The sequence below is a fragment of the Polaribacter sp. PL03 genome, assembly GCF_033875165.1.
In the GTDB taxonomy this organism is placed as follows: Bacteria; Bacteroidota; Bacteroidia; order Flavobacteriales; family Flavobacteriaceae; genus Polaribacter.
In genome coordinates this window covers 365,807-391,373 of sequence record NZ_JAWZSV010000001.1, presented here as the reverse complement: position 1 = coordinate 391,373, position 25,567 = coordinate 365,807, and the positions used below count along the sequence as shown (strand labels likewise).

Genomic DNA, 25,567 nt, shown 5'->3' with positions numbered 1-25,567 from the left:
ACTGACTATTTTTTATTCTTAACTTAATTTTACCACAGTTGCTGGCTGCAAACTGCTACTGATTTTACTGCGAACTTATACAAGTTCTTTAATCCAATCGTATCCTTTTGCCTCTAACTCTAGAGCTAAAGATGCGTCTCCACTTTTTACGATTTTTCCATCGTGTAAAACGTGTACAAAATCTGGTACGATATAATCTAATAAACGTTGGTAATGCGTAATTACAATTACTGCATTGTCTTTAGATTTTAATTTATTTACTCCGTTTGCAACAATACGTAAAGCATCTATATCTAAACCAGAATCAGTTTCATCTAGAATAGCTAATTTTGGCTCTAACATTGCCATTTGAAAAATTTCGTTACGTTTCTTTTCTCCACCAGAAAAACCTTCGTTTAAAGAACGAGATAAAAATTTACGGTCTATTTCTAATAATTCAGATTTCTCACGAATCATTTTTAACATGTCTTTAGCGGGCATGTCTTCTAAACCTTTAGCTTTACGAGTTTCGTTAATAGCCGTTTTAATAAAGTTTGTTACAGAAACTCCAGGAATTTCTACAGGATATTGAAAAGATAAAAACACACCATTATGTGCTCTTTCTTCTGGTGCTAATTCGCTAATATCTTCACCATTTAATTCAATAGTTCCAGCAGTAACTTCATAATCTTCCTTTCCAGCAATAATATTAGCCAAAGTACTTTTTCCAGCACCATTAGGTCCCATAATTGCGTGTACTTCTCCTGCTTTTACTTCTAAATTCAATCCTTTTAAAATTGATTTATCGTCTATACTTGCTTGTAAATTTTCTATTTTTAACATCGCTTTCTGCGTTTATTTTTTTAATATATTTTCTAATCTTTTATAATCTATTGGAGAGTGTTGAATAATAACCTCTGCATTTTTTTCTTTTGCAAAAGCTTCAAATTTATTCATACTTTCTATAGTTTGTGCTGCATCATAATTAAATGAAGGCACACCTTTGCTTGTTCTGTTTTCTTGAAAATGATATAAATCTCCTGTTAACAGAATAGGCTTTTCTAAACCTAAATCTACATATAAAGATTGATGACCAATTGTATGACCTGGCGTATATTTAATAACTACTGTTCCATCTCCAAAAACATCGTAATCTCCGTTTAACTTTTTAACATTTGTTAAAGCAGTTAAAGCAGCATTTTTTGTTTTTAAAGTATCGCCAACATTTGCATTGTATTCATTTTCTTGAACCAACCAAGTTGCATCTTTCATTAAATTTGCATGACCAGAATGATCAAAATGAGAATGAGACATTGCAAAATACTTAAAATCATTAATTTTAAAACCAATAGATTTTAATTGATTTACTAATGAATCTGGTCTTTGAATTCTATAAACTCCACTTGGCTCATCATAAGGTTCTGGCATTACCAATTGTTCTGGTAAACCTGCATCCCACATTAAGTTTCCTTTAGGATGAGATATCACATAATAAGCATCTGTAAATTGTTTAGATTGACCAGTATAAGTTGTGTCTTGTGAAAAAACCTCTAATTTTTTCACTAAAATAGAACCACCAACCAATTGAAACAATTTAACTGTTGGTTTTACAGTTTCTTCAACTTTTTTTTCTGACTTTTTACAACTTACAATTGCTAAACCAAGAAATAATAAAATAATTTTTTTCATCTCTTTTAAATTTATCCTACAGAACCTTCTAAAGAAATTTCCAATAATTTTTGAGCTTCCACAGCAAATTCCATTGGTAATTTATTTAAAACTTCTTTACTAAATCCGTTTACAATTAAAGCAATTGCTTTTTCTGTATCGATACCACGTTGGTTACAGTAAAATAATTGTTCTTCACCAATTTTACTTGTTGTTGCTTCGTGTTCTATTTGTGCAGATTTGTTTTTTACTTCTATATAAGGAAACGTGTGTGCACCACATGCATTACCCATTAATAAAGAATCGCACTGAGAGAAATTACGTGCATTTTCTGCTCTTGCATTTATCTGAACTAAACCTCTATATGAGTTTTGTGAATGTCCTGCAGAAATTCCTTTAGAAATAATGGTAGACTTGGTGTTTTTACCTAAGTGAATCATTTTTGTACCTGTATCTGCTTGCTGATAATTATTAGTTACAGCAATTGAGTAAAACTCACCAACAGAATTGTTTCCTTTTAAAATACAAGAAGGATATTTCCATGTTACAGCAGAACCTGTTTCTACTTGTGTCCAAGAAATTTTTGCGTTTGTTTCACACAATCCTCTTTTGGTTACAAAATTGTAAACTCCACCTTTACCTTCTTTATTACCAGGATACCAGTTTTGTACAGTAGAATATTTAATTTCTGCATCGTCCATTGCAATTAATTCTACAACAGCTGCGTGTAATTGGTTTTCATCTCTACTTGGTGCAGTACAACCTTCTAAATAAGAAACATAACTTCCTGCATCTGCAACAACTAATGTTCTTTCAAATTGTCCTGTTCCACCTTCATTAATTCTAAAATAGGTAGATAATTCCATTGGGCAACGAACTCCTTTTGGAATGTAACAGAAAGATCCATCAGAAAAAACTGCCGAATTTAATGCTGCATAAAAGTTGTCTGTTGTTGGTACAACAGTTCCTAAATATTTTCTAACTAATTCTGGGTGTTCTTGAATTGCTTCTGATATAGGCATAAAAATAATACCTTTTTCACCCAATGTTTTCTTAAATGTAGTTGCTACAGAAACAGAATCTATAACAATATCTACAGCAACATTAGCTAATTTTTTTTGTTCGTCTAAAGAAATTCCTAAACGCTTAAAAGTGTCTAGTAATTCTGGATCTACTTCATCTAAAGAATTTAATTTAGGTTTCTTTTTTGGAGCAGAATAATAAGCAATGTTTTGAAAATTTGGTTTTTCATAATTTACATTTGCCCAATCTGGCTCTTCCATTTGTTCCCAAACTCTGTAAGCTTCCAGACGCCAATCGGTCATCCATTGTGGCTCATTTTTCTTTTTAGAAATTGCACGAACAACATCTTCATTTAACCCTATAGGAAATGTGTCACTTTCTATATCTGTATAAAAACCGTACTTATATTCTTGGGTTTCTAATTCTTTTTCTAAATCGTCTTCGGTATATTTGCTCATAATAATTAAAAGATTGAAAAATTGAAAAATTTAATAAATCTCACTTCTTTTTAAATAGTTAATGAATTTTGATAATTGTTTGGAAATTTCTTCACTTTCAATTATTAATTCTTGTACGTTTTTCTTTTCTAGGTATTTTAACCTTTCACAAATTCTTAATAAGCTTCGAACTTCACCCGAAGAACCTTTACTTATATATAAGAATTTTACAAATTGTTTATTTGATTGTAATTCAAAACCTTCTGCGATATTCAAAGGTATAGATAATACTGCTATTTGAATCTGGTTTTTAATATTATAATCAAATGTTTTAGAACTTGTTAACTCATAAATTTTGATTGAAAACTCAAAAGCTTTTTTATAAACTTCTAAGTCTTCGAATCTTTTCATTTTTGAGTCTTTTAATATTTAAATAATTTTATAAACTAAATGATTCTCCACAACCACAAGTTCTATTTGCGTTTGGGTTATTAAAAACAAATCCTTTTCCGTTTAAACCTCCAGAGTACTCTAGAGTTGTTCCTACTAAATATAAAAAACTCTTCTTATCAACAATAATTTTTACATCATTCTCTTCAAAGACTTTATCGTTTTCTTCTTTTTTATTATCAAAAGTTAAATCGTAAGATAAACCTGAACAACCACCGCTTTTTACACCAACTCTTACAAAGTCGGTTACTGCGTTAAAGCCTTCATCAGTCATTAGTTCTACGACTTTCTTTTTCGCTGTGTCTGAAACTTTTATCATAATTTTAAATAGATTAAATCTAAATTGAGTGCAAATATACAATATAAGTCGAAGAAAAACACAGAACTTTCATTAACAAAGACAATGTTCTTATTGGTTTTATTGATGCTTCTTATTTTAATGAAGAAGAAAGTTATTTCTTAATAATTTTCTTGTGAATATTTCCTAAGTTAGTTTTTATTTTAACAAAGTAAATGCCTGTTTCTAAATTAGATAAATCTGTTTCTAATGTTAAGCTTTTAAGAATCTCTTTACCTAAAAGTGTATAAATAATTACTTCTTTTATTTTTAAGTGATTAGGTGTTTTAATCTTTAATATGCTTCTAATAGGGTTGGGAAAAAAAGTTATTTTATTCTCTAATTTATTTAGATTTTCTGTGTTTAATGTACTTGTATTGTTTTTTGAAATTAAGTGAATATCAGGGTCAATTTCGATAGCGTTTATTGTAAAATTAATACTTTCTTTAAAGACTTGTCCATTATTAATATTGTTTAAAAGAATGTCTTTTATTTCGCCGTTTGTTCCTTTTAAACGAATAGGAACATCGGCTTCAAAAAAGGAAACAGAAGCATCGCTCTGTGTTTGATTTAATGTAATTTCAACTTCATTAGATGTTTGTTGCTGCCAATTTAAACTATATGTTGGGTAACCTTCTTTATAAATCCAATCGTTAAAAAATTCTTCTAAATCTAAACCACTAGAAGTTTCTAAATGCTTTATTAAATCTGAAGTTTTAGCATAATTATAAGTTAGTTTAGAATCTGTGATATAGTTTTTTATTCCTTTAAAAAAGTTAGTTTCTCCTATTTTTTTGCGCAACATGTGTAAAACCATCGCTCCTTTTTTATAACTTAATCTGCTATTAAAAATTCTACCAACACTTGTAGTATCTATATTAGAAAGATATACAGCGCCATTAGAAATAGAAGTTATTGCATTTATATTATTACTTCGCCAGTTTTTGTAAGCAGCATCACCATCTAATTTTTCTACTGTTAAACCAGTTAGAAATGTTGCAAAACCTTCATTTAACCAAATATCTTTCCAGCTGCCACAAGTAATTTTATTTCCAAACCATTGGTGCGCTAATTCATGTGCAATTAAATCTCTATTAAAATTTCCCATAAATGAAACCGTAGTATGTTCCATTCCTCTACCTCGACTAAATTGCGCATGACCATATTTTTCGTTTTCAAACGGATAATTGCCAAATAGATTTATAAAATTATTCATAATAGCTACAGTAATTCCTGTACTATTCTGAGCGTTAATTAAATTTTCTGGGTACACGTAGTTAACTATAGGGAAAGGGTTTCCGTTGTTAGTAACTGTATGAGAATAGGTTTTATAATTAGTAACTGCAATTGCTATTAAATATGCAGGAATAGGATATTTATGCTTAAAATGAGTTGTTTTTTTATCAGCATTTATAATAGCACTTTGTTCTAAACCATTAGAAACAGAAGTATATTGCTTTGGTGCGGTAATGTATATGTCTATTTCATTAATTTTATCATTTAAATCTTGTTTACAAGGCCACCAACCTAGTGCTCCGTAAGGTTCTGAAAGTGTCCAGAGAACAGGTGTGCCATTATGTGTATTAACTTCAAAAGAACCAAAACCATTGCTTGTTGGGTTTCCTTTATACGCTATAGAAACAGTGGTAGCCATATTAACAGCTAAAGTGTTTTCTAATATAATTACTAGTTCGTCATTTGAGTTTTGAGAAAATAAGACTGCGTTTCCATTTTGAATAACAGAAGTTACTGTCATATTATCATCTAAATCGAAGGTAACAGTATTCATGTTTTCTAAAGCAGTAAAAGTTGTAGTTACTCTTCCAGAAATACTTGCTACTGCAGGATCTACTGTAAATTCTAATTTATGATACGTTATGTTGTAATTTGAGGTGTTTAGGTTTGCTTTAAAATGAATTTTTGATTCGGCTGATTTTGCTTCAGCTTCTGCAATTTTTATAAGTTCTTGTGCGTTTGTTTTTGTAAAAGAAATTAAAACAAAAAAAAGAAAGAGAACAAAACGAACCATAAGCAGAGAGTATTAAAGCTTAAATGTAGTTCTTTTTTTGCAACAGTTATTTGCTATTTCTATTAAGAGTTCTTTTTTCTAATTACAAAAAAACCTCTTTCAGTATCGGTTATAAGAATGTTACCACTAGATAAATAAGGGTAAATTCCAGAAGTACCTTTAGCTTCTGGGTTATCATTTTCTGGGTGTGTATCGAAAAAACCAACTTCTTTAATTATATTGTTTTCAATATTAGAAATATCTAACATTCTAATACCTGCTGTTGAGTTTGTTTGGTAGTAAATATTTCCTTTTACAAAACCATTATTATCAATTGCATTAGTGGTTCCATTAAAATCGAAAAGATAAACAGGGTTGTCTAAATCTGAAAAGTCGAAAACAATTGTTTTATTTTCTGCATCATTTTCATCACCAACAATAAAGTAATTAGAATCGTCTGTAAAAGCACCTTTTGTAGTTTTATTAATATTGCTATAAGTTACGGTAGCTATTTTTATAGGATTTTCTTTATCACTTACATCTAAAAGAACAATTTCATTATTATTACTTCCTACAAAAATTTCTTTGCCAATATAATCTGCATCTAAACCGTTATAAGTTATAACTTTTGCTTGGTTTGCGTAAGCGCCTTCTTCATAACTTCCTTTTAATCTTGCTTCGTGTGTTTTTTCTATATCATAAAAAAAAGGACCACCACCATTTTTAGTAGCACCAAGAATGTAAGCAAACATACTTTGCTCATTAATAGCAATACTTTTAGAACTACCTTTAAATCTAGTTTCTGTATCGCTTACAAATTCTACAGGTGTTTCATTAACCTCTCTTAAAGCTTTTAAATTAAATATCTGTAAACCGTTAACCTCATCATTATTAATAATTAAAGCATAAGAATTGTATCTTTTTATATCTCTAATAGTATTTCCTTTTGTATTTAACGATCCAAGAACTATTGGCGTTGTTGGATCTGTAATTTCTATAAAAGTAGTTCCTTTATTTGTACCTATTAATGCAAACTCTTTGTTTGTTTCTGGGTCTGACCAACCCCAACAATTAGTAATTGTTGTATTTACGCCACCAATATCTTCTAAAGAAACATAGGTTAATAAATCATAATCATTACATGGGTATTCTCCAGCAAAACCATCTTCGCAGTTTGCAATAGGATTTATAATTATTTGTTTTTCAGGAACAAAAACCTCTTTTTTTGAGCAGCTAGCTATAATTAGAACGAATATGAAAAGACTTTTTTTTATCATTTTTACTAATTTTTAAAGTATTAAAGCAACTTTAATAGGATAACGTATTTATTGTTTTTTAGTACTTAAAAAGTATAGAAGTAAAAATAATGCTTTTATTTTTACTTCCGTTGTAAAGTAACTCTGTAATTTTAAGAATTACCTATCTTTGCAGCATGTTAGAAGATAAAAATACACAAAAAACATCATTAGGAGAACTTGGTGAGTTTGGTTTAATAAATCATATTACAAAATATTTTAAGGTTGAAAATTCATCTACAATAAAAGCTATTGGAGATGATGCTGCTGTTTTAGATGCATCAGAAAAACAAACGTTAGTTACTACAGATTTGTTAATCGAAGGTGTTCATTTCGATTTAAGTTACATGCCTTTAAAACATTTAGGGTATAAAGCTGTAATGGTTAATTTATCTGATGTGTATGCAATGAATGGTGTTGCAGAGCAAATTACGGTTTCTATTGCGGTTTCTAATAGATTTCCTTTAGAAGCAATTGAAGAGTTGTATTCTGGAATTCAGTTAGCTTGTGAAAGTTACAATATAGATTTAATTGGTGGAGATACCACTTCTTCTACTACAGGAATGTTAATTTCTGTTACAGCGATAGGAAAAGCAGAAAAAGAAGAGATTGTTTACAGAAACGGTGCGCAAGAAACCGATTTAATTGTTGTTACAGGAGATTTAGGTGCAGCTTATTTAGGTTTGCAGGTTTTAGAAAGAGAAAAGCAAGTTTTTAAGGTAGATCCTAAAAACCAGCCAGATTTAGATAATTATACTTATTTAATCGAACGTCAATTAAAACCAGAAGCTCGTAAAGATGTTGCTGGCTTATTAAAAGAATTAGCAATAAAGCCAACTTCTATGATAGATATTTCTGATGGTCTTTCATCTGAAATTATGCATATTTGTTCGCAATCTAAAGTAGGTTGTAAAATTTACGAAGACAAATTACCATTAGACCCTCAAGTAATTTCTACTTGCGAAGAATTTGAATTAGATTCTACAATGGTTGCATTAAGTGGTGGTGAAGATTACGAATTACTTTTTACCGTACCAATTGCAAATTTCGATAGTATAAAAGGAAATCCTAATTTTTCTATAATTGGTCATATTACCGCAGAAAGCCAAGGTTTAAATTTGGTAACAAGAGCAAGTCAAGAAATTGAATTAAAAGCACAAGGTTGGAATCCTTTAAAAAACGATTAATTTTAACAATAAGTAAGGTTATAAAAAAAGCGCAAATTTTAATTTGCGCTTTTTTTGTTTGTAACTTTAAGTTTAGAATTTTATTTTAGTTAGTCACCGTAATTTTTTCTTCTATTCCTAAATTATATTTCTTTGGGTGCATAAGAATAATAAAACGAGTCTTAGTATTAAAAGGGCGAATGTGTTTACAAATGCAAGTGCTTTTAGGGCTCATACATTTGTAACACGTTGTTCTTGGATTTTTTATTTCTACTTGCAAAGTAAATGTCTCTTTATTTTCTAATTATATGAATCATATAATGTAGTTTTAGTGATTTTAATGAATTCGTTATTTCAAAAAAGTTAATTTATAATTTCTTAACAAACTCTTTTAAAACGGTAATTAATTCCTCTTTATTTTCAATATGACTCATATGTCCGTTTGGGAAAACAACAAGTTCTGTATTTGTTTTTTTAGCCTCTTCTAAAGAAGTTTCAAAATCTAAAACAGGATCTTTTTCACCAATAATTATAAGTTTTTTAAAGTCATTTTTAATTAAAATACTATTTCTACTTGTGCGAATTCTCATGCCTTCTTGTGCAGCAATATAACCTTGTATTGGTGTTTGTAAAGCTTCCTGTAAAGCGGCGTTTATTTCTTCTTTATATAGTTTTTTACTTTTTTTACCAAACAAATTAGCAAAAGACATTCTTACCATATTTGTAAAGTTATGTTGTATCATTTTGTTGGCGCGTAATCTTAATGTTTTACGTTCTTCATCATCTTCATTAGAAGTAGAATTTAGTAAACACAAACCTTTTATTTTCTGCGGATATTTTTCTGCAAAAGCCAATGTAACATAACCACCTAAAGAATGCCCTACTAAAATACATTTTCTAATTTTTAAATGTTTTAAAACGGCATTTATAGTTTCGGCAAACATTTCCATAGAATGTATGTAGCCCAAACAATCACTCTTTCCATGACCTAACAAATCAATAGTAATAATTCTGTTTTTTTTAGAAAGTGCAGGTACAATGTTTTGCCACATTGCAGTATTTTCTAAAAACCCATGAATTAGAACAACAGCAGTTCCTTTGCCTTCATCCGTATAAAAAATATTAGCATTTTTATATTCTAAAATCATAGCTACAAATATAAGACTTGATTCGTTTTTAGAAATTTAAAACATCATAAAGTATTTACTATATTTGGTGTGAATTCATTCCAATTTAAACTTATGTTTTTTAGAAAAATTACACTTTTACTTTTCTTTATTGTTTCAGTAACAATAAATGCACAAATTAAAGAAGAGAAGTTAGATAAACTTGTAGAGAAAACTTTAAAAACCTTCGACATTCCTGGTATTTCTGTAGGTATTTTAAAAGACGGAAAAATAGTATATGCAAAAGGACATGGAGTGCGTTCTCTTACGAATAAAAAGGAAATGAACAAAAACACCTTAGTTGGTGTTGCTTCTAATAGTAAAGGTTTTACTTGTTTTGCGTTGGCAATGATGGTAGATGCAGGAAAGTTAAATTGGGATGATAAAGTAAGAAAACACATTCCAGAATTTCAATTATATGATGCTTGGGTAACAGAACAATTTACCGTTAGAGATCTAGTAACACACAGAAGTGGTATGGCTTTGGGAGCAGGAGATTTAATGTTTTTTCCTGAAGGAAACGATTTTACAGTAACAGATGTTATTAAGAATGTAAAATACCTAAAACCAGAAACTTCATTTAGAAGTAAGTTTGCCTACAATAACAATATGTTTATAATTGCTGGTGAAGTTTTAAAACGTGTTAGTGGACTTTCTTGGGAAGAATTTATAGAGCAAAAAATTATGAAGCCTGTTGGAATGAACAACAGTAAAGCATCTTATAATAGAGTTACAAATAGAACAAATATTATAGATGGACATACAAGAACAGAAGGTAAAGTAATTCAAATTCCGCATGATTGGAGCGAGACAGCAAATGCAGCTGGAGGAATAATAAGTAACGTAAATGACATGCTTACGTGGGCAAATTTTTTAATGAATGATGCAGTTACATCAGAAGGAAAAAGATTATTAAGCACAAACCAATTCCATGAACTTTGGCAATTACAAACTCCGCTTAAAGTTGGTAAAAATGATAGTTACAGTTCTAACTTTAAAGGTTATGGTTTAGGTTGGTTTTTAACGGATGTAAAAGGCGGTTATAAACAAGTATATCATACAGGCGGTTTATTAGGTACAGTAACACAATTTACAATGATTCCAGATTTAGATTTGGCAATTATTGTGTTAACAAATCAAATGAACGGAAATGCTTTTAATACCATAACAAATACAATAAAAGATAGTTATTTAGGATATAAAGATAGAAATTGGTTAAAAACATACGGAGACAAAAACAACAACTTTTTACAGTTTAATGATAGTATAAAAGCAACTGTTTTTAATACAGTAGCAATTGCTAAAACAAATAAGAGTTTGCCAAAACCAAATCAGATTGTTGGTACCTATACAGATAATTGGTTTGGTGATGTTGTTATTTCTTTTAAAGATAATAAGTACACTATTAAAAGTAAAAGATCTACAGATATTGTAGGTGAATTGTTACCTTATAACCAAACAACATTTGTTGCTAAATGGAACAATAGAAGTTTTGATGCAGATGTGTTTGTAAACTTTACTTTTAATGAAAAAGGAAATGCAACTAGTGCAAAAATGAAGTATGTTGCGCCAATTACAGATTTTAGTTTCGATTTTGAACATTTAAACCTTAAAAAACAAAACTAGTTTTGGGTAAAACAAAAGAAATTTGGATTGCAGGTTTTGCACTCTTTTCGTTATTTTTTGGAGCAGGAAATTTAATTCTACCACCAACCTTAGGTTTAAAATCTGGTGTAGATTGGTGGATTGTTGTTATGGGATTTATCTTAACAGCTATTATTGTACCCATTTTAGCAATTTTTGCACACGCAAAATTACAAGGTACTTTGTACGATTTTGGTAAGAAAGTTTCACCCGCTTTTAGCACACTTTTTTGTTTCTTAATTTACATAATTGCAATAGCAATACCGTCTCCAAGAACAGCAGCGGTAACCCATGAAATGGCAATTCAGCCATTTTTTGATACGCCAGCAATTTTAACAAGTATTGTTTATTTTGTTTTAGTTTTTCTATTTGCAATAAACAGATCTAGAATAATTGGTTTAATTGGTAAGTTTTTAACGCCAATAATTGTTATTATTTTATTAGTAATTATAGGTATTTCTTTCTTTGCTTCTAATGGAAACTTAGGCGCATCAACATTTAAAAATCCTTTTATAGATGGTATTTTAGAAGGTTATCAAACTTTTGATGCTATTGCAGGTGTTGTTGTAGGAGCTGTTATTATTATTTCTTTAGATTATAGCAATCACAATACATTCGATGAAAAAAGAAAACTGATTAGAAAAGCAGGTTATATTGCAGGAACAGGTTTGTTATTAATTTACGGAGGCTTAATTTTAAGTGGTGCATTATTCGCTTCTACATTTACAGAAAATGCAACAAGAATAGAAGTTTTATCTGGTTTAAGTACACAGACTTTAGGTAATTTTGGTACTACTTTTTTAAGTGTTTTAGTTGCTTTGGCATGTTTTACAACAGCCGTTGGTATTGTAACAGGAACTGCAGATTATATTAAAGGAATTTGTAATAATTCTAAAACTGCTTATATAATTACAGCTGCAGTTTGTGCTGTTATAGGTATTATTGTTGGTAGTTACAATGTTGGTTTTATTATAGATGTGGCTGTACCAGCATTAATGTTTGTATACCCAATAACAATTATGCTAATTCTATTAAATATTGTACCAGACAAGTATGCATCTAAACTTGTTTTTAGAGGTGTAATTATCGTGACTTTTATTTTTAGTATTCCAGATTTTTTAGGGTTTATTATACCAAGAGAAAACTTAACGGGTATTAAAAGTTTTATTCCTTTAGCAACACATAGTTTGGGTTGGGTATTACCTGCTTTGTTAGCATTTTTATTGCTGAATATAAAAAATTTTACGACAAATAAAACTGATTAAACACAGTTTCTATTAAAGAAATTTAAAACGTATACTATTGGTTTTAAATTAAACAAAAAAGCGATTACGATCTAAAATACATTATAGATAGTAATCGCTTTTTTGTTAGACAATTTATAATAAAGAGTCTAGTAATTTACTTTTGCATTGTTTTTTAACTTGTCTTTTACAATAGGAAATAGATTATAAGTTGGGTAAATTTCCGTCTTAAAAGCTTTCCAAGCAGTTCTTTCAATTGCTAAATTTACAGCAGCTAATTTTGAAGCAGGAAGTTCTAGTACCACCATTTGACCAAGTCCCATAACCACATACCAATCAACTACAGAAGTACCTTCTGGTGGAAAGTTTTCATAAAAACCTTGCGCTGTTCTTATCTTTTCAATCTCATGCAAATTCATGCTTTGATCGTGTTTAAGAAAGATAGTTAATAACAATTTGTCACTAGTTTTTTTAGCACTAGGTTTTACATCAGTAGATTGTGAATAACCAGTAAATTGTAATAAGAAGAGTCCTAGTAATAATACTTTTTTCATAATTTTTAGATTTATTGTTTTTATTTTATTGTCAAATTTTAGATTTTATTCTACTCAACGTTTCTTGTGAAATATTAATATAAGAAGCTACAATTTTATTTGGTAGACGTTTAACAATGTTGGGGTTTATTTTAAATAATTGCTTGTATCTTTCAGATGCATCTAGTGTTGTAAACGAAATTAATCTCTTAGAATTATTTACATATGCCTTTTCTAAATAGATGCTATAAAAATCTTTCCATTTAGGCACAATAGTCATAAGATGCCTAAAATCATCATGAGTTATGTATAGAAGTTCGCTGTTTTCAATAACCTGAATCGTTTCTTGTGCAGGTTCATTGGTTATAAAACTAACTAATTCTGTAGCAAACTGATTTTCAAATGCAATATATCGTGTAACATCTTTTCCTTCCTCATTTATGTAAAATAGTCTTAAGCAACCTTTTTTTACAAAATAACTAACCTGACTATTTTTTCCATTAGAAAGCAGAATTTCATTTTTACTTTTTTTAATTGTTTTAAAATAAGACAACACTATTTTCAAATCTTCATCATCAATATTAATATTCTTTTTTATGAAGTTAATAAGTTCGATATTATTTGCCATTTACTTGTAGTCTCTTACAAATGTACGGTAATGAATAATATCTTGTATAGATAGTACTATTAAATTATGCTCATTAGCAAACTCTAAAATGGTGTCAATTTTAGCCATTGTTCCATCATCATTCATTAATTCACACAGTACAGCTTCTGGCTTTAAACCCGCTAATTTCATTAAATCTACGCTACCTTCCGTGTGCCCTTTTCTTTCTAAAACACCATTATCTTTAGCTCTTAAAGGAAAAACATGACCTGGTTTTGCTAAATCGGTACTACTCGCATTTTCTTTACAAGCAGCTTTTATTGTTGTTAATCTGTCTTTAGCAGAAACACCTGTAGTAACGCCTTCTTTTGCTTCTATAGTAATTGTAAAAGGCGTTTGATAACTACTTGTATTTTCTTTTACCATATAAGGTAACTCTAATGTATCTGCTTTTTCATTCGGTAAACAAAGACAAACAATACCACTACATTTTCGAATCATAAGTGCCATTTGATTATCTGTCATATGATGCGCAGAAAACACCAAATCGCCTTCATTTTCTCTATTCTCATCGTCCATTAAGATAATTCCATTTCCTTTTTTAAGATGTATAAATGCTTTTTCTAATCGTTCTTTACTGTCATTCCCAAACATTTTTAACGTATCTAATTCTGTAAGTACCATTTTAAATTATATTTAATTTTGCGTAAGCAAAACTAATATTGTCTCAAGTGAAATTATTTGATGTAAGTCAATAAATTTATTTATTTTTAAAAAAGTGAATAAAGTTTACATTTAGAAATAAAACGGTAAAGGTTATAACTATTTTTACGACCAACAGACAAAACAAACTCAAATTTGGCAATTCAAGATATTACAAAATACTCTTTTCAGAATACTTTTTCTTTAAGTACAGTTGCTTTCGAGAAAGCCTGTACAATAGATCATAATGAGCAAGTAAACGCCTATTCTATTTATTGGATTCAAGAAGGTAGTGGGACGTATAATATCGATTTTGAACAATATACTTTTAATGATAATGTGCTGTTTTTCTTGTCTCCAGGGCAAGTCTTTACAGTAGATTCCGAACAAATAAAAACCGCTTATAAACTTACTTTTGTACGAGACTTTTATTGCATACAAACCCACGACCAAGAAGTGGCCTGTAATGGTGTTTTATTTAATAATATTTATGAAACACCGTTTGTAAAACCTTGCGAAAAAGACACGGCAAAACTCAACTTTATTCTAGAGAGTTTAATCGAAGAATTTCAACAAAACGAAACTGCCCAATACGATATGTTGCAGTCTTATTTAAAGCAATTTATTATTTCTGCAGTTCGTGTAAAAAAAGAAAACCATGTTATTAAAGAAGACGTAGAAACCCGTCTTTTTAAAGATTTTAGTTTGTTGGTAGAGCAGAATTTTAAAACCATGCATTCTGTAACAGAGTATGCAAATAGATTAGGCCTTTCGCCAAAATCGATAACCAAACACTTTCAGAAGTTAGGTGCAAAAACGCCATCAGACTTTATTAAGAGCCGTATTTTGTTAGAAGCAAAACGGTTGTTAGTTTATACAGACAAAACGGTAAAAGAAATTGCTTTCGAACTTGGTTTTAACGATCCTGCATATTTTACGCGTTTCTTTACAAAGGGAATCGAAAAATCTCCACTTCAGTTTAAAAAAGAGTATTAGTCGTTTCGATTTTACCTCAGCAGTATTATAAAATTCTTTTTAAAGACTAATTAACAGTGTTCATTTAGTTTTTTTTCATTCAGTTTTGTCATTTCGAACTTTTGAGAGAAATCGCATAAAGTTTGGTTGTTATGTTATCACTGTTATGCGATTTCTCCTATTGTCGAAATGACAAGTTTGTGGTTTTTGTTTTTTTTCGTTAAGTTTTGTCATTTCGAACTTTTGAGAGAAATCGCATAAATTTTGGTTGTTATGTTATCACTGTTATAAGATTTCTCCTATTGTCGAAATGACAAGTTTGTGGTTTTTTTCGTTCAGTTTTGTCATTTCGAACCTTTTGAGAGAAATCGCATAAATTTTGGTTGTTATGTTATCACTGTTATGAGATTTCTCCTATTGTCGAAATGACACGCTTTTGGTTTATTTTCTTGGGCGTGCCCTTATCAGGTCAGGCTTTCGCAACTCGCTTTTTAAAGTTTTATCAAACTTTAAAAGAGCTCAAACAATTTGCTCTATCCTTCACGCGTGCATTTTTGCCAACTATTTTACGCTGTCCAAACAGTAAGAACTTCTGTCCATTTTTAAACCTGTATTAGGGTTGCATCTTTGCAGTGTGTAACAATAACATTACAACAACAAGTAATTTATCCTGCGTTAGCAGCAACTAAAAAATAAAAAAAATGGAAAATCAATTAGAACAAATAAACTTTACGAATGTCATAGAAAATAATAGTAATGTATTATTAGATTTTTATGCAGATTGGTGTGGACCTTGTCAGACATTATTACCAACTATAAATAAATTAGCAGACGAATTAAAGGACAATGTAACTATTAAAAAAGTAAATGTTGATGAGTATCCAGAATTCGCAGCAAAGTTTAATGTAAGAAGCATACCAACATTAATTTTCTTTAAAGACGGAGAACCAACAGACAGACATACGGGTTTAATTACAGAGAGTAACTTAAGAAGTAAAATAGACAGACTAAAATAAACGCTGCAATCATCAAAAAAAAAGACAACTTTTTAAGGAGTCCTAATCAAAGGAACTTTTGTCCAATTTTTGAAGTCACTATAGATTGCACCTTTGCAGAGTCAATTAATAACAACTAGAAAAACAACAATATGAAAACAATAGAAAACGCACAATGTCCTAACTGTTGGGGTTACCAAACATACGACGATCAGAATACAGCACAGCAACTTTGCAAATGCGAAGCTTAATATAAAAGAAGAACAAAATATTAATAATATAAAAAATAAAATTATGAGCACATTTAACGTACCAACAAAAAACGAAGTATCAGAAAACAACCAAGCAATCTTTGGTCAATTAGAAAAAGGATTAGGTTTTGTACCCAACTTATACGCTGCATTTGCACACAGTGAAACAGCATTAGGTAACTTTTTAGCAATAGGAGCAGGTAAAACTAGCTTTTCTGCAAAAGAAAAAGAAGTAATCAACTTAGCAGTAAGTCAAGTAAACGAATGTGTGTATTGTTTATCTGCACACACTGCAATTGGTAAAATGAATGGTTTTACAGAAGAGCAAATTTTAGAATTAAGAGTAGGTAAAGCCTCTTTTGATGCTAAGTTAAATGCTTTAGCTAATTTCTCTAAAAGTGTAGCAGAAAATAGAGGAGCTGCAACACCAGAATCTGTAGAAAACTTATATGCAGCAGGATATACAAAAGGAAACTTGGCAGATGCAATTATCTTAATAGGAGAAATTACAATTACCAATTACTTTCACAAAACAACAGACGTTGCGGTAGATTTTCCTGTAGCACAAGCAATATAAATAAAAGTAAACAACAATAATTTAGTAAATAATTAATTTTTAACAATTAGTAATACATAACAATCATGAAAAAAGTAATCGCAATTTTAGTAGTAGTTTTAGGTTTCGCATTTAATACAAATGCACAAGAAGTAAAAACTGTTTCTTTAGAACAAACAAAAGGTGAGTTTACACAGAAACAAATTACATTATCTGAAGGAACTTATATTTTTGAAATAGCAAACAATAATGTTGGTCATAATGTTGGTTTTGTTTTAGCACCAAAGTCTGATGTAAAAGCGCATATTAAGAACGCATACGTAACAGAACAAGTAAAGAACAACACAAAGCAAAACTCTAAAACAGTAACGCTTAAAAAAGGAGAGTATGTTTATTTCTGTCCTTTAAACCCAACACCACAATATACTTTAATAGTAGAGTAATTTTTTAATTTGGGGGAATTAAAAAGGCGAACAGAAATGTTCGCCTTTTTTTAGTTAAAAATTATTTTTTCCTTTTGTAATTATAAATTACTTCATCAATGGTAAACCAACAGAAATAGTAGATTCCTATAGAGAAGAGAATATCTCCAATCATTCTCATCCATTTTAAAGTTTGTACCGTTGGCGAGTATAAAAGGTCTGATTCTCTCGCAAAAGAATACCCTTCTGTTATAGAAGTATACGCTTGTATAATACCTATTGGCAGCAAGCTTAACACAACCATTGCTATTAAACCAATATTTAAGAACCAAAAAGCTCTTTTTAGTTTTGTATTGCTCCATACTCTATCAGAATAAAAACGCAAACAAATTATTATAAAGCCCATTCCTAACATTCCATAAACACCAAATAAAGCGGTATGCGCATGAACTGCAGTAGTGTTTAGACCTTGAATATAGTATAATGCAATTGGTGGGTTAATTATAAAACCAAAAACACCAGCTCCTAAAAAGTTCCAAAAAGAAACAGAAATAAAGAAAAATATTGGCCATTTATAATTCTGAATCCATTTTTTGCTTTTTAAAAGATTCCAGTTTTCTTTAATTTCAAACCCCATTAAAGTTAACGGAACAACCTCTAAAGCACTAAAAGTTGCACCTAAAGCAATTGCTTGTATTGGTGTACCAGAATAATATAAATGATGTAAAGTACCAATAATACCACCTGCTAAAAAGATCGAAGCAGAAGCAATAGAAACTCTACCTGCAGTTTTAGGAGATATTATTTCCATTCTAGAGAAAATAAACGCAATAACTACGGTTGCAAAAACTTCAAAAAAGCCTTCTACCCATAAATGCACTAGCCACCATCTCCAATAATTAATTACAGGTAAACTACTGTTTTCTCCATACATTAATCCAGAAAAGAAAAACATACCAATTGCCATTACAGATATTAATAATATAATTAATAAATGTTTAGATTCATCATTTTTTCGAATAGCATAAATAATATGTCTACTTACCATAACAACCCATAAAACAAGACCTATTCCTAAAAATATTTGCCAGAATCTTCCTAAATCCATGTATTCATAACCTTGGTGGCCAAAGAAAAAGTTGGTTGTTAAATCTAAAAATTGATGAACTCCTAACCATTCACCCAACATAGAACCAAGTACAATAACAATTAATGCTACAAAAAGAAAATTGATTCCGAAAAGTTGGTACTTCATTTCTTTCTTAGAAATCATTGGCGCTAAAAATAGTCCTGTAGCCAACCAAGTTGCAGCAATCCAGAAAACAGCTAATTGTGTATGCCAAGTTCTACTAACAGAATAAGGTAAATATTTTGCCAAATCGAAACCAAAGAAACTTTGCCCTTCTACCGTATAATGAACCGTTATAATTCCTAAAATTACTTGTAAACCAATTAACAGAGAAATTACAAAGAAGTATTTTAAAACAGCTTTTTGCGATTTTGCTAATTTCATATTAGCCAAAGGATCTTTATCTGGTTTTGTTAGAGATTCACCTTTTTCGTGATTACTTAAATAATAATACGTTAAAATTCCAACAAAAAGTAATAATAACACAATCGATAAACCAGACCAAATAATAGAACCATCTGTAATATTGTTATCTATTAAAGGTTCGTGTGGCCAGTTAGAGGTGTATGTATAATTTTTTCCTGGTCTATTTGTACTTGCCGCCCAAGAAGTCCAAAAGAAAAAAGCATTTAATTGCTTAAGTTTTGTTGCATCTGTTAAAGCACCTTCTGGTATTGCATATCGTTCATTTCCTTTAGAAAATATGTCGCTAAAATGCTGAATATTATTATTAATTGCAGCAACTCTTTCTTTAGAAATAACAATTGTTTTTGTAGCGGTATTGTAAGTATTCGTTTTAATATCTTTTATTAAACGCGCTTTTATTGCTGCTTTTTGTTCTACATCTAAAGTGTTGTATTTTTGATTAAAATCTCTATTAGCCCAAAGATCTAGCATAAAAACCGCTTCTCTATGAATCCAATCTGCAGACCAATCTGGCGCTACATAACTTCCATGACCCCAAATTGAGCCAACTTCCATACCACCAATAGATTCCCAAACATTTTGCCCGGTTTGTATGTCTTCTTTTGTATAGAAAACGTCTGTAGTTCCTTTAATTAAAACGGAATCTGGAATTGGTGGTTGTTTTTGGTAGACCTGTGTTCCTACCCAAATTAGTACTGCAAAAGAGAGTACAAATACGCTTATAAAAGCAATCCAAACTTTTTTCATCTTATGTTTATTTATAAATTATGAAGTAACATTATTAACTCTTTGTATAGAGTCTGTTTTCGCTATTGTTAACCGAACAATTGCATCTTCTTTACAGAGCAAGTTGTGTGATACGTTTGCATCTAATGCAATTAAATCGCCTTTTTTTAGATGTAGTTCTTTACTTTTAACACCAAAGAGAATTTCTCCCTCAAAAATTTCTATAACAATTGGTTTAGGTGCAGAGTGCTCTTTCATTTCTTGGCTTTTATGCATTACTATTCTTATTTCTTTTGTAGATGCTGTTTCCATAAGTAGCGTTATTGCTGGTTTATCTTTCTTATATTGAAGGTTTGTTGTTAATGAAGCTGTAATCATAATTATTTAGTTTAAGTTATTTTTATATAAAGAATAAAAGATCTTTATATCTTTTATTTAGTTAATTTTTTTTTAATTTTTTAGATAATAATCGGCAATATTCTTATCAGAAGAAAGCTCTAATAAGGTGGTTTTTTCTAACATTTTCTTTAAGTTTTCTCTAATTTCTATAAATTTAAAATGCAACGGACAGGGTTTTTTGTCATTACATTGGTGCAGTCCTAAACCACAACCAGTGTATATATTATCTCCATCTAAAACTTCTACAATATCACTTAATACAATTTTGTTTAAATCTCTCTCTTCAATAAAAAAACCACCCAAAGGCCCTTTTATAGATTGAACAATTTTATGTTTTGTAAGTTGTTGCAATACTTTTGCTGTAAACGCCTGAGGAGAATCTATTGCTTCTGAAATAGCAGTAATACCAACTCTTTTATTAGTTTTGGCTTGCTGAGCAATAAAAATTACAGCTCTTAAGCCATATTCACAGGTTTTAGAAAACATACTTTATATTTATGCTACAAAGTTACGATAAAAAACAATAAAAGATAATTTTATCTTTTATTGTTTTTGTATTTATTTGCTTCTATAAAAAAATGAAGAAAGTTAAAGGTTTTTCTACTAACATTTAAAAGGCTATTTTTGTTTGAAATTAAAAACGAAAAAAGCTGTTAAATTACTATTCATATCCTCATGAAACTTCTAAAGAATGGGTAACTTTTGTTCACGGAGCAGGAGGAAGCAGTTCTATTTGGTTTAAACAAGTACGAGATTTTAAAAAACATTTTAATGTTTTAATTTTAGATTTACGTGGCCATGGAAATAGCAAGCCAAAGTTAAAAGATACTTTTAAAGCAAAGTATACGTTCGATTCTATTACTGCAGATATTGTTGAGGTAATAGATCATCTAAAAATTAAAAAGTCTCATTTTATTGGTATTTCTTTAGGAACAATACTAATTCGTAATCTTGCAGAAAAAAGGCCAGAAATGGTAAAAAGCATGATTATGGGAGGAGCAATTATAAAGATGAATTTTCGTTCTCAGGTTTTAATGAAAGTTGGTAATATCTTTAAATCTGTAGTGCCTTATATGATGTTATACAAACTCTTTGCATTTATTATTATGCCAAAGAAAAATCACAAAAAATCGAGATTGTTGTTTGTAAACGAAGCAAAGAAATTATACCAAAAAGAATTTTTGCGTTGGTTTAAGTTAACTTCAGAAATTAACCCACTTTTACGTTTTTTTAGAACAAAAGATATTAAAATTCCTACCTTATATGTAATGGGTGCAGAAGATCATTTGTTTTTGCCTTCAATAAAAAGTATTGTATCTAAACATGTTACAGCTTCACTTTATGTAATTGAAAATTGCGGGCATGTTGTAAATGTAGAACAGCCAGAAATGTTTAATAATCAAACAATTCGTTTTATTACATCTTTATAGTTTTAAGAATATAATTCAATATAAAACATCGTTTTAATCTATTTTTATAAAGTATATTTGCTTTATAAAAAATTTTATTATGAATAAGATAATTACGTTTGGCGAGGTTTTAATGCGAATTTCACCACTCGGAAATAAAAAATTTATCCAATCTAATGCTATAGAGTTCTATTTTGGAGGAACAGAAGTTAACGTAGGTATTTCTATAGCTAATTTTGGTGGAAATGTTAAGCATATAAGTTGTATTTCTAATGACTTTATTGGAGATACTGCAATTTCTTATTTAAATAAATTCGATTTAGATACTTCTGCAATTGTACGTTCAGAAAGACCTTTAGGTGTTTACTTTTTAGAAGTTGGTGCTGTTATGAGGCCAAGTAAAATTTCTTACAATCGCTCTCATTCTTCATTTTCTGAAATTATACCTGAAATGGTAAATTGGGAAAAATCTTTAGAAAACGGTAAATGGTTTCATTGGACAGGAATTACGCCTGCACTTTGTAAAGGAGCAAAAGAAACTTTAAAAGAAGGTTTGGTTTTGGCTAAAGAAAAAGGAATGATTATTTCTGCAGATCCTACATATAGAAGTGCTTTGTGGAAATATGGTGAAAACGCAAAAGATGTATTAACAGACTTATTGCAATATTCAACAATTTTTATTGGTGGTGTTAATGAAATAAATGAAGTTTTAGGAACTAGTTTTACTTATTCTAATGAAGATTTTATAAAAGCAAGTAAGCAGTTAATTGAAGAATTTCCATCAATAGAAAAAGTTTTTGATAAAATAAGAACTTCTATAAATTCTTCTTGGCATAAAATAAGAGCAAGAATGTGGAATGGTGTTGAGTTTAAAGAGACTGAAGATTTAGATATTACGCATGTTGTAGATAGAATAGGAACTGGCGATGCTTTTGCTGCAGGTTTAATTCATGGTTTACAAAAATTTGATGACTATAAGGCTATGGAGTTTGGAGCAGCTGCTTGTGCAATTAAACACACGTATTTAGGAGATGTAAATTACGCAAATGAAATAGACGTTATTTCTATTTTAGAAGGAAATACTTCTGGAAGATTAAATAGATAAGGTTTTGTAAAATATAGAACATAAAAAAAAGCAAGTTTAATAACTTGCTTTTTTATGTTTATTTTAAAGATTTAACCTTGCATTATATCTTCAATTTCATCTGCTTCAATAGGAATATTTCCCATTAAATTAAATGGTTCTCCTTTTTCTCGAATTACAACATCATCTTCTAATCGAATACCAAAACCTTCTTTAGGAATGTAAATTCCTGGTTCTACAGTAAACACATTGTTTGCTTGCATTGGTTCGTGTAAAAGACCATAATCATGCGTGTCTAAACCAATATGATGCGAAGTTCCGTGCATAAAATACTGCTTGTATGCAGGCCAGTTTTTATCTTCATTCTGTACATCTGCCTTGTCTAATAAACCAAGCTTTAGTAATTCAGATGTCATAATGTCTCCAACTTCTACATGGTAATCTTTCCAAATAGTTCCTGGAACTAATAATTTTGTAGCTTCTTTTTTAACATGATTTACAGCGTTGTAAACTGCTTTTTGTCTCGTAGAAAATTTACCAGAAACAGGTACAGTTCTAGATAAATCGCTTTTATAGTTTGCATATTCTGCAGCAACATCAAATAAAATTAAATCGCCAGCATTACATTGTTGGTTGTTTTCTATATAATGTAAAACATTTGCATTGTTTCCAGCTGCAATAATTGGTGTATATGCAAATCCTTTAGATCTGTTTCTTACAAATTCGTGTAATAATTCTGCTTCAATTTCATATTCCCAAACACCAGGTTTTATAAAATTTAAAATTCTACGGAAACCTTTTTCTGTAATATTACAAGCATGTTGCATTAGGTCTAATTCTACCTGGTCTTTTACAGAACGTAAACGTTGCATAATAGGGTTACTTTTAGCAACAGAGTGTGCAGGATATTTTGCTAATAACCATTTTGTAAAGCGGTCTTCGCGTGTTTCTGTTTGAACATTAGCTCTATAATGTTCGTTTGTATTAATATAAAAAGTATCGCAATAAGAAGACATTTCGAAAAGTACTTTTTCTAAATCTTGCAACCAATAAACGGTGCTAATTCCAGAAGTTTCTAAAGCGGCTTCTTTGGTTAATTTTTCACCTTCCCAAACAGCAATATGATCATTGGTTTCGGTAACAAATAAAACTTCTCTTAAATTTTCATTTGGGCAATCTGGAAAAAGCATTAAAACACTTTCTTCTTGATCTACACCACTTAAATATAAAAGATCTCTGTGTTGTTCGAAAGGCATTGTGCTATCTGCACTAATTGGATAAATATCGTTAGAATTAAAAACAGCTAAACTATTAGGCTTCATTTTTGAAGCAAAATTTTTACGGTTTTTTATAAATAATTTTGAGTCTATTTTATCGTATTTCATATAGATGAATTTATATTGAAATACAAAGGTAGCAATAATTAATACGAAGAAAGAAAGAGTTGTAAAATAGCTAATAATTAAAAAAACCTTATCTATTTTTAAAAATAGATAAGGTTTTAAATATAAAATAAAAGCAAAGTTATTTACTAATAACGTTTCTTTTTAGGAGCACTAGTTCTTCCTCTACCAGATGGTTCAGAAGGTTTGTTTCCTTTAAAATGAGGTTTGCTTTTTGGTTTACTTCCTTGCGAAGAACCACCTTTATTCTTTTTACCAAAAGAACCTTTGCTTTGTGAAGCAGCTCTTTTTGGTCCTGCAGTATCTGTAGGCTCAAAACCTTCTACGATAGTAGATTTTATTTTTTCTTTTAGTATTTTTTCAATTTCACTTTGGTATTCACTTTCTTCGCTACAAACTAAAGAAATTGCTTCTCCAGCTGCACCAGCTCTACCAGTTCTACCAATTCTATGTACATAATCTTCTGGTACATTAGGTAATTCGAAATTAATTACGTGAGGTAATAACGGAATGTCTAAACCACGCGCAGCAATATCTGTTGCAACTAAAGCTTTAATAGAACCATCTTTAAAGTTTTTTAACGCTTTTGTTCTAGCTCCTTGACTTTTATTACCATGAATTGCAGCAGCAGAAATTCCAGCTTTTACTAATTTTTCTGTTAGTTTATTGGCACCGTGTTTTGTTCTAGTAAAGATTAAAACTTGGTTCCAATTTCCATCTTTTATCAACTTAATAGTAAACTCTGTCTTTTTGTTTTTATCAACCTTATAAACAATATGAGTTACTTTTTTGGCTGTTGAATTTTGCGGAGCAGTTTCAACAGAAACAGGATTTCTTAAAATACCTTCTGCTAATTTTTTAATATCCTTAGAAAACGTTGCAGAAAACATTAAATTCTGTCTTGTAGTAGGCATAAAACTTATAATCTTGTTAATGTCTCTAACAAAACCCATGTCTAGCATTCTATCTGCTTCATCTAAAATTAAAATATCTACTCTTTTAAATGAAACTGCTTTTCTGTCGTGTAAATCTAATAATCTACCAGGTGTTGCTACTAAAATATCTACACCACTTCTTAAAGTTGCTATTTGTGGTTTTGCGTTTACACCACCAAAAACTACCGCAGATTTTATGTCTACATATTTACTGTACTCTCTTACATTGTCATGCACTTGCGCAGCCAATTCTCTTGTTGGCGTTAAAACCAAGGCGCGTAATGGTCTATATTTTGGGTGTTTTGTGTCTACTAAATGCTGTAAAACGGGTAAGGTAAAACCGGCAGTTTTTCCTGTACCTGTTTGTGCCGAAGCTAAGATATCTTTTCCGTCTAATATATGTGGAATTGCTTTTTCTTGTATTGGTGATGGTTTGGTGTATCCTTTCTCTTCAACTGCTTTTACCAACGCTGGAGATAAACCTAAATCTTTAAATGTCATAGAAATTATTTTTGAAATCAACTTTATGTAGTTGCTTCAGCCTGCAAAGATACATAGTTTAAAATTGAAGAAGAATATTTCTTAAAATTCCTTTTTA

26 protein-coding genes are annotated in these 25,567 nt (G+C 29.9%); 9 read left to right on the top strand and 17 right to left on the bottom strand.

Translation table 11 applies throughout. The annotated features are described in order from the left end of the window. Nucleotides 1-75: 75 nt before the first annotated feature. The 7 genes from sufC to SHK09_RS01650 all read right to left on the bottom strand — a co-directional run bounded on the left by sufC (nucleotide 76) and on the right by SHK09_RS01650 (nucleotide 7,179). Nucleotides 76-822 carry a Fe-S cluster assembly ATPase SufC gene (sufC, locus tag SHK09_RS01680; RefSeq protein WP_319809032.1) on the bottom strand — a complete coding sequence of 249 codons (747 nt, stop codon included), beginning with the start codon at nucleotides 820-822 and terminating at the stop codon, nucleotides 76-78. Between the two features lie 12 nt (nucleotides 823-834). Further along, entirely contained in the window at nucleotides 835-1,668 is an 834-nt protein-coding gene (locus SHK09_RS01675; protein ID WP_319809031.1) for an N-acyl homoserine lactonase family protein, read from the bottom strand. Nucleotides 1,669-1,679: 11 nt separating this feature from the next. Continuing rightward, nucleotides 1,680-3,128: a Fe-S cluster assembly protein SufB gene (gene sufB / locus SHK09_RS01670; RefSeq protein ID WP_319809030.1), complete on the bottom strand. Its 1,449-nt coding sequence runs from the start codon at nucleotides 3,126-3,128 to the stop codon at nucleotides 1,680-1,682. Between the two features lie 30 nt (nucleotides 3,129-3,158). After that, nucleotides 3,159-3,518 carry a four helix bundle protein gene (locus tag SHK09_RS01665; protein ID WP_319809029.1) on the bottom strand — a complete coding sequence of 120 codons (360 nt, stop codon included), beginning with the start codon at nucleotides 3,516-3,518 and terminating at the stop codon, nucleotides 3,159-3,161. Between the two features lie 28 nt (nucleotides 3,519-3,546). Then, nucleotides 3,547-3,876, bottom strand: a complete 330-nt coding sequence (locus SHK09_RS01660) for an iron-sulfur cluster assembly accessory protein (protein WP_319809028.1) — start codon at nucleotides 3,874-3,876, stop codon at nucleotides 3,547-3,549. Nucleotides 3,877-4,009: 133 nt separating this feature from the next. Further along, entirely contained in the window at nucleotides 4,010-5,923 is a 1,914-nt protein-coding gene (locus tag SHK09_RS01655; protein ID WP_319809027.1) for a M1 family aminopeptidase, read from the bottom strand. 62 nt (nucleotides 5,924-5,985) lie between these two features. Further along, entirely contained in the window at nucleotides 5,986-7,179 is a 1,194-nt protein-coding gene (locus SHK09_RS01650) for a choice-of-anchor B family protein (RefSeq protein WP_319809026.1), read from the bottom strand. A 155-nt stretch (nucleotides 7,180-7,334) separates the two neighbouring features. Between SHK09_RS01650 and thiL the strand changes: the two genes are divergently transcribed. Further along, complete coding sequence (thiL, locus tag SHK09_RS01645) at nucleotides 7,335-8,384, top strand: thiamine-phosphate kinase (RefSeq protein ID WP_319809025.1); 1,050 nt, start codon at nucleotides 7,335-7,337, stop codon at nucleotides 8,382-8,384. Nucleotides 8,385-8,469: 85 nt separating this feature from the next. On the opposite strand, the gene SHK09_RS15420 is transcribed toward thiL, so the two are convergent. Together SHK09_RS15420 and SHK09_RS01640 are read right to left on the bottom strand one after the other, a co-directional pair. After that, complete coding sequence (locus SHK09_RS15420) at nucleotides 8,470-8,643, bottom strand: DTW domain-containing protein (protein WP_413774268.1); 174 nt, start codon at nucleotides 8,641-8,643, stop codon at nucleotides 8,470-8,472. An 88-nt stretch (nucleotides 8,644-8,731) separates the two neighbouring features. Continuing rightward, entirely contained in the window at nucleotides 8,732-9,511 is a 780-nt protein-coding gene (locus SHK09_RS01640) for an alpha/beta hydrolase (RefSeq protein ID WP_319809024.1), read from the bottom strand. Nucleotides 9,512-9,604: 93 nt separating this feature from the next. On the opposite strand from SHK09_RS01640, the gene SHK09_RS01635 reads away from it, so the two are divergent. Continuing rightward, entirely contained in the window at nucleotides 9,605-11,155 is a 1,551-nt protein-coding gene (locus SHK09_RS01635; protein ID WP_319809023.1) for a serine hydrolase, read from the top strand. A 2-nt stretch (nucleotides 11,156-11,157) separates the two neighbouring features. Then, a complete protein-coding gene (brnQ, locus tag SHK09_RS01630) occupies nucleotides 11,158-12,438 on the top strand; it encodes a branched-chain amino acid transport system II carrier protein (RefSeq protein WP_319809022.1) in 1,281 nt (426 codons plus the stop codon). A gap of 128 nt (nucleotides 12,439-12,566) precedes the next feature. On the opposite strand, the gene SHK09_RS01625 is transcribed toward brnQ, so the two are convergent. Genes SHK09_RS01625 through ribB form a run of 3 tightly spaced genes read right to left on the bottom strand, consistent with a single transcriptional unit; the run spans nucleotide 12,567 to nucleotide 14,241 of the window. Next, a complete protein-coding gene (locus tag SHK09_RS01625; RefSeq protein ID WP_319809021.1) occupies nucleotides 12,567-12,971 on the bottom strand; it encodes a hypothetical protein in 405 nt (134 codons plus the stop codon). Nucleotides 12,972-13,002: 31 nt separating this feature from the next. Next, entirely contained in the window at nucleotides 13,003-13,578 is a 576-nt protein-coding gene (locus SHK09_RS01620) for a Crp/Fnr family transcriptional regulator (protein WP_319809020.1), read from the bottom strand. Next, nucleotides 13,579-14,241, bottom strand: a complete 663-nt coding sequence (gene ribB / locus SHK09_RS01615; RefSeq protein WP_319809019.1) for a 3,4-dihydroxy-2-butanone-4-phosphate synthase — start codon at nucleotides 14,239-14,241, stop codon at nucleotides 13,579-13,581. A gap of 174 nt (nucleotides 14,242-14,415) precedes the next feature. Here ribB and SHK09_RS01610 point away from each other — a divergent pair, with 174 nt between their 5' ends. From SHK09_RS01610 to SHK09_RS01595, 4 genes are all read left to right on the top strand, one after another. Next, entirely contained in the window at nucleotides 14,416-15,255 is an 840-nt protein-coding gene (locus SHK09_RS01610; RefSeq protein ID WP_319809018.1) for a helix-turn-helix domain-containing protein, read from the top strand. 680 nt (nucleotides 15,256-15,935) lie between these two features. Continuing rightward, a complete protein-coding gene (trxA, locus tag SHK09_RS01605; RefSeq protein ID WP_319809017.1) occupies nucleotides 15,936-16,250 on the top strand; it encodes a thioredoxin in 315 nt (104 codons plus the stop codon). Nucleotides 16,251-16,523: 273 nt separating this feature from the next. Beyond that, on the top strand, nucleotides 16,524-17,057 hold the full coding sequence (locus tag SHK09_RS01600; RefSeq protein ID WP_319809016.1) for a carboxymuconolactone decarboxylase family protein: 534 nt from the start codon (nucleotides 16,524-16,526) through the stop codon (nucleotides 17,055-17,057). A gap of 65 nt (nucleotides 17,058-17,122) precedes the next feature. Continuing rightward, nucleotides 17,123-17,479 (top strand): cupredoxin domain-containing protein, encoded by a 357-nt coding sequence (locus SHK09_RS01595; protein WP_319809015.1) that lies wholly within the window; start codon nucleotides 17,123-17,125, stop codon nucleotides 17,477-17,479. Nucleotides 17,480-17,540: 61 nt separating this feature from the next. Here SHK09_RS01595 and SHK09_RS01590 read toward each other — a convergent pair whose 3' ends face one another. From SHK09_RS01590 to SHK09_RS01580, 3 genes are all read right to left on the bottom strand, one after another. Continuing rightward, on the bottom strand, nucleotides 17,541-19,760 hold the full coding sequence (locus tag SHK09_RS01590; RefSeq protein ID WP_319809014.1) for a nitric-oxide reductase large subunit: 2,220 nt from the start codon (nucleotides 19,758-19,760) through the stop codon (nucleotides 17,541-17,543). Between the two features lie 18 nt (nucleotides 19,761-19,778). Next, complete coding sequence (locus SHK09_RS01585) at nucleotides 19,779-20,117, bottom strand: cupin (RefSeq protein ID WP_319809013.1); 339 nt, start codon at nucleotides 20,115-20,117, stop codon at nucleotides 19,779-19,781. Nucleotides 20,118-20,189: 72 nt separating this feature from the next. Next, on the bottom strand, nucleotides 20,190-20,624 hold the full coding sequence (locus SHK09_RS01580; RefSeq protein WP_319809012.1) for an Rrf2 family transcriptional regulator: 435 nt from the start codon (nucleotides 20,622-20,624) through the stop codon (nucleotides 20,190-20,192). 164 nt (nucleotides 20,625-20,788) lie between these two features. Here SHK09_RS01580 and SHK09_RS01575 point away from each other — a divergent pair, with 164 nt between their 5' ends. Continuing rightward, nucleotides 20,789-21,568: an alpha/beta hydrolase gene (locus SHK09_RS01575; RefSeq protein ID WP_319809336.1), complete on the top strand. Its 780-nt coding sequence runs from the start codon at nucleotides 20,789-20,791 to the stop codon at nucleotides 21,566-21,568. A 79-nt stretch (nucleotides 21,569-21,647) separates the two neighbouring features. After that, nucleotides 21,648-22,652 carry a sugar kinase gene (locus SHK09_RS01570; protein ID WP_319809011.1) on the top strand — a complete coding sequence of 335 codons (1,005 nt, stop codon included), beginning with the start codon at nucleotides 21,648-21,650 and terminating at the stop codon, nucleotides 22,650-22,652. A 71-nt stretch (nucleotides 22,653-22,723) separates the two neighbouring features. On the opposite strand, the gene SHK09_RS01565 is transcribed toward SHK09_RS01570, so the two are convergent. Continuing rightward, on the bottom strand, nucleotides 22,724-24,016 hold the full coding sequence (locus tag SHK09_RS01565; protein WP_319809010.1) for an aminopeptidase P family protein: 1,293 nt from the start codon (nucleotides 24,014-24,016) through the stop codon (nucleotides 22,724-22,726). A 146-nt stretch (nucleotides 24,017-24,162) separates the two neighbouring features. Then, nucleotides 24,163-25,470, bottom strand: coding sequence for a DEAD/DEAH box helicase (locus SHK09_RS01560; protein WP_319809009.1), 1,308 nt, complete (start codon nucleotides 25,468-25,470; stop codon nucleotides 24,163-24,165). Between the last annotated feature and the right edge of the window lie 97 nt (nucleotides 25,471-25,567).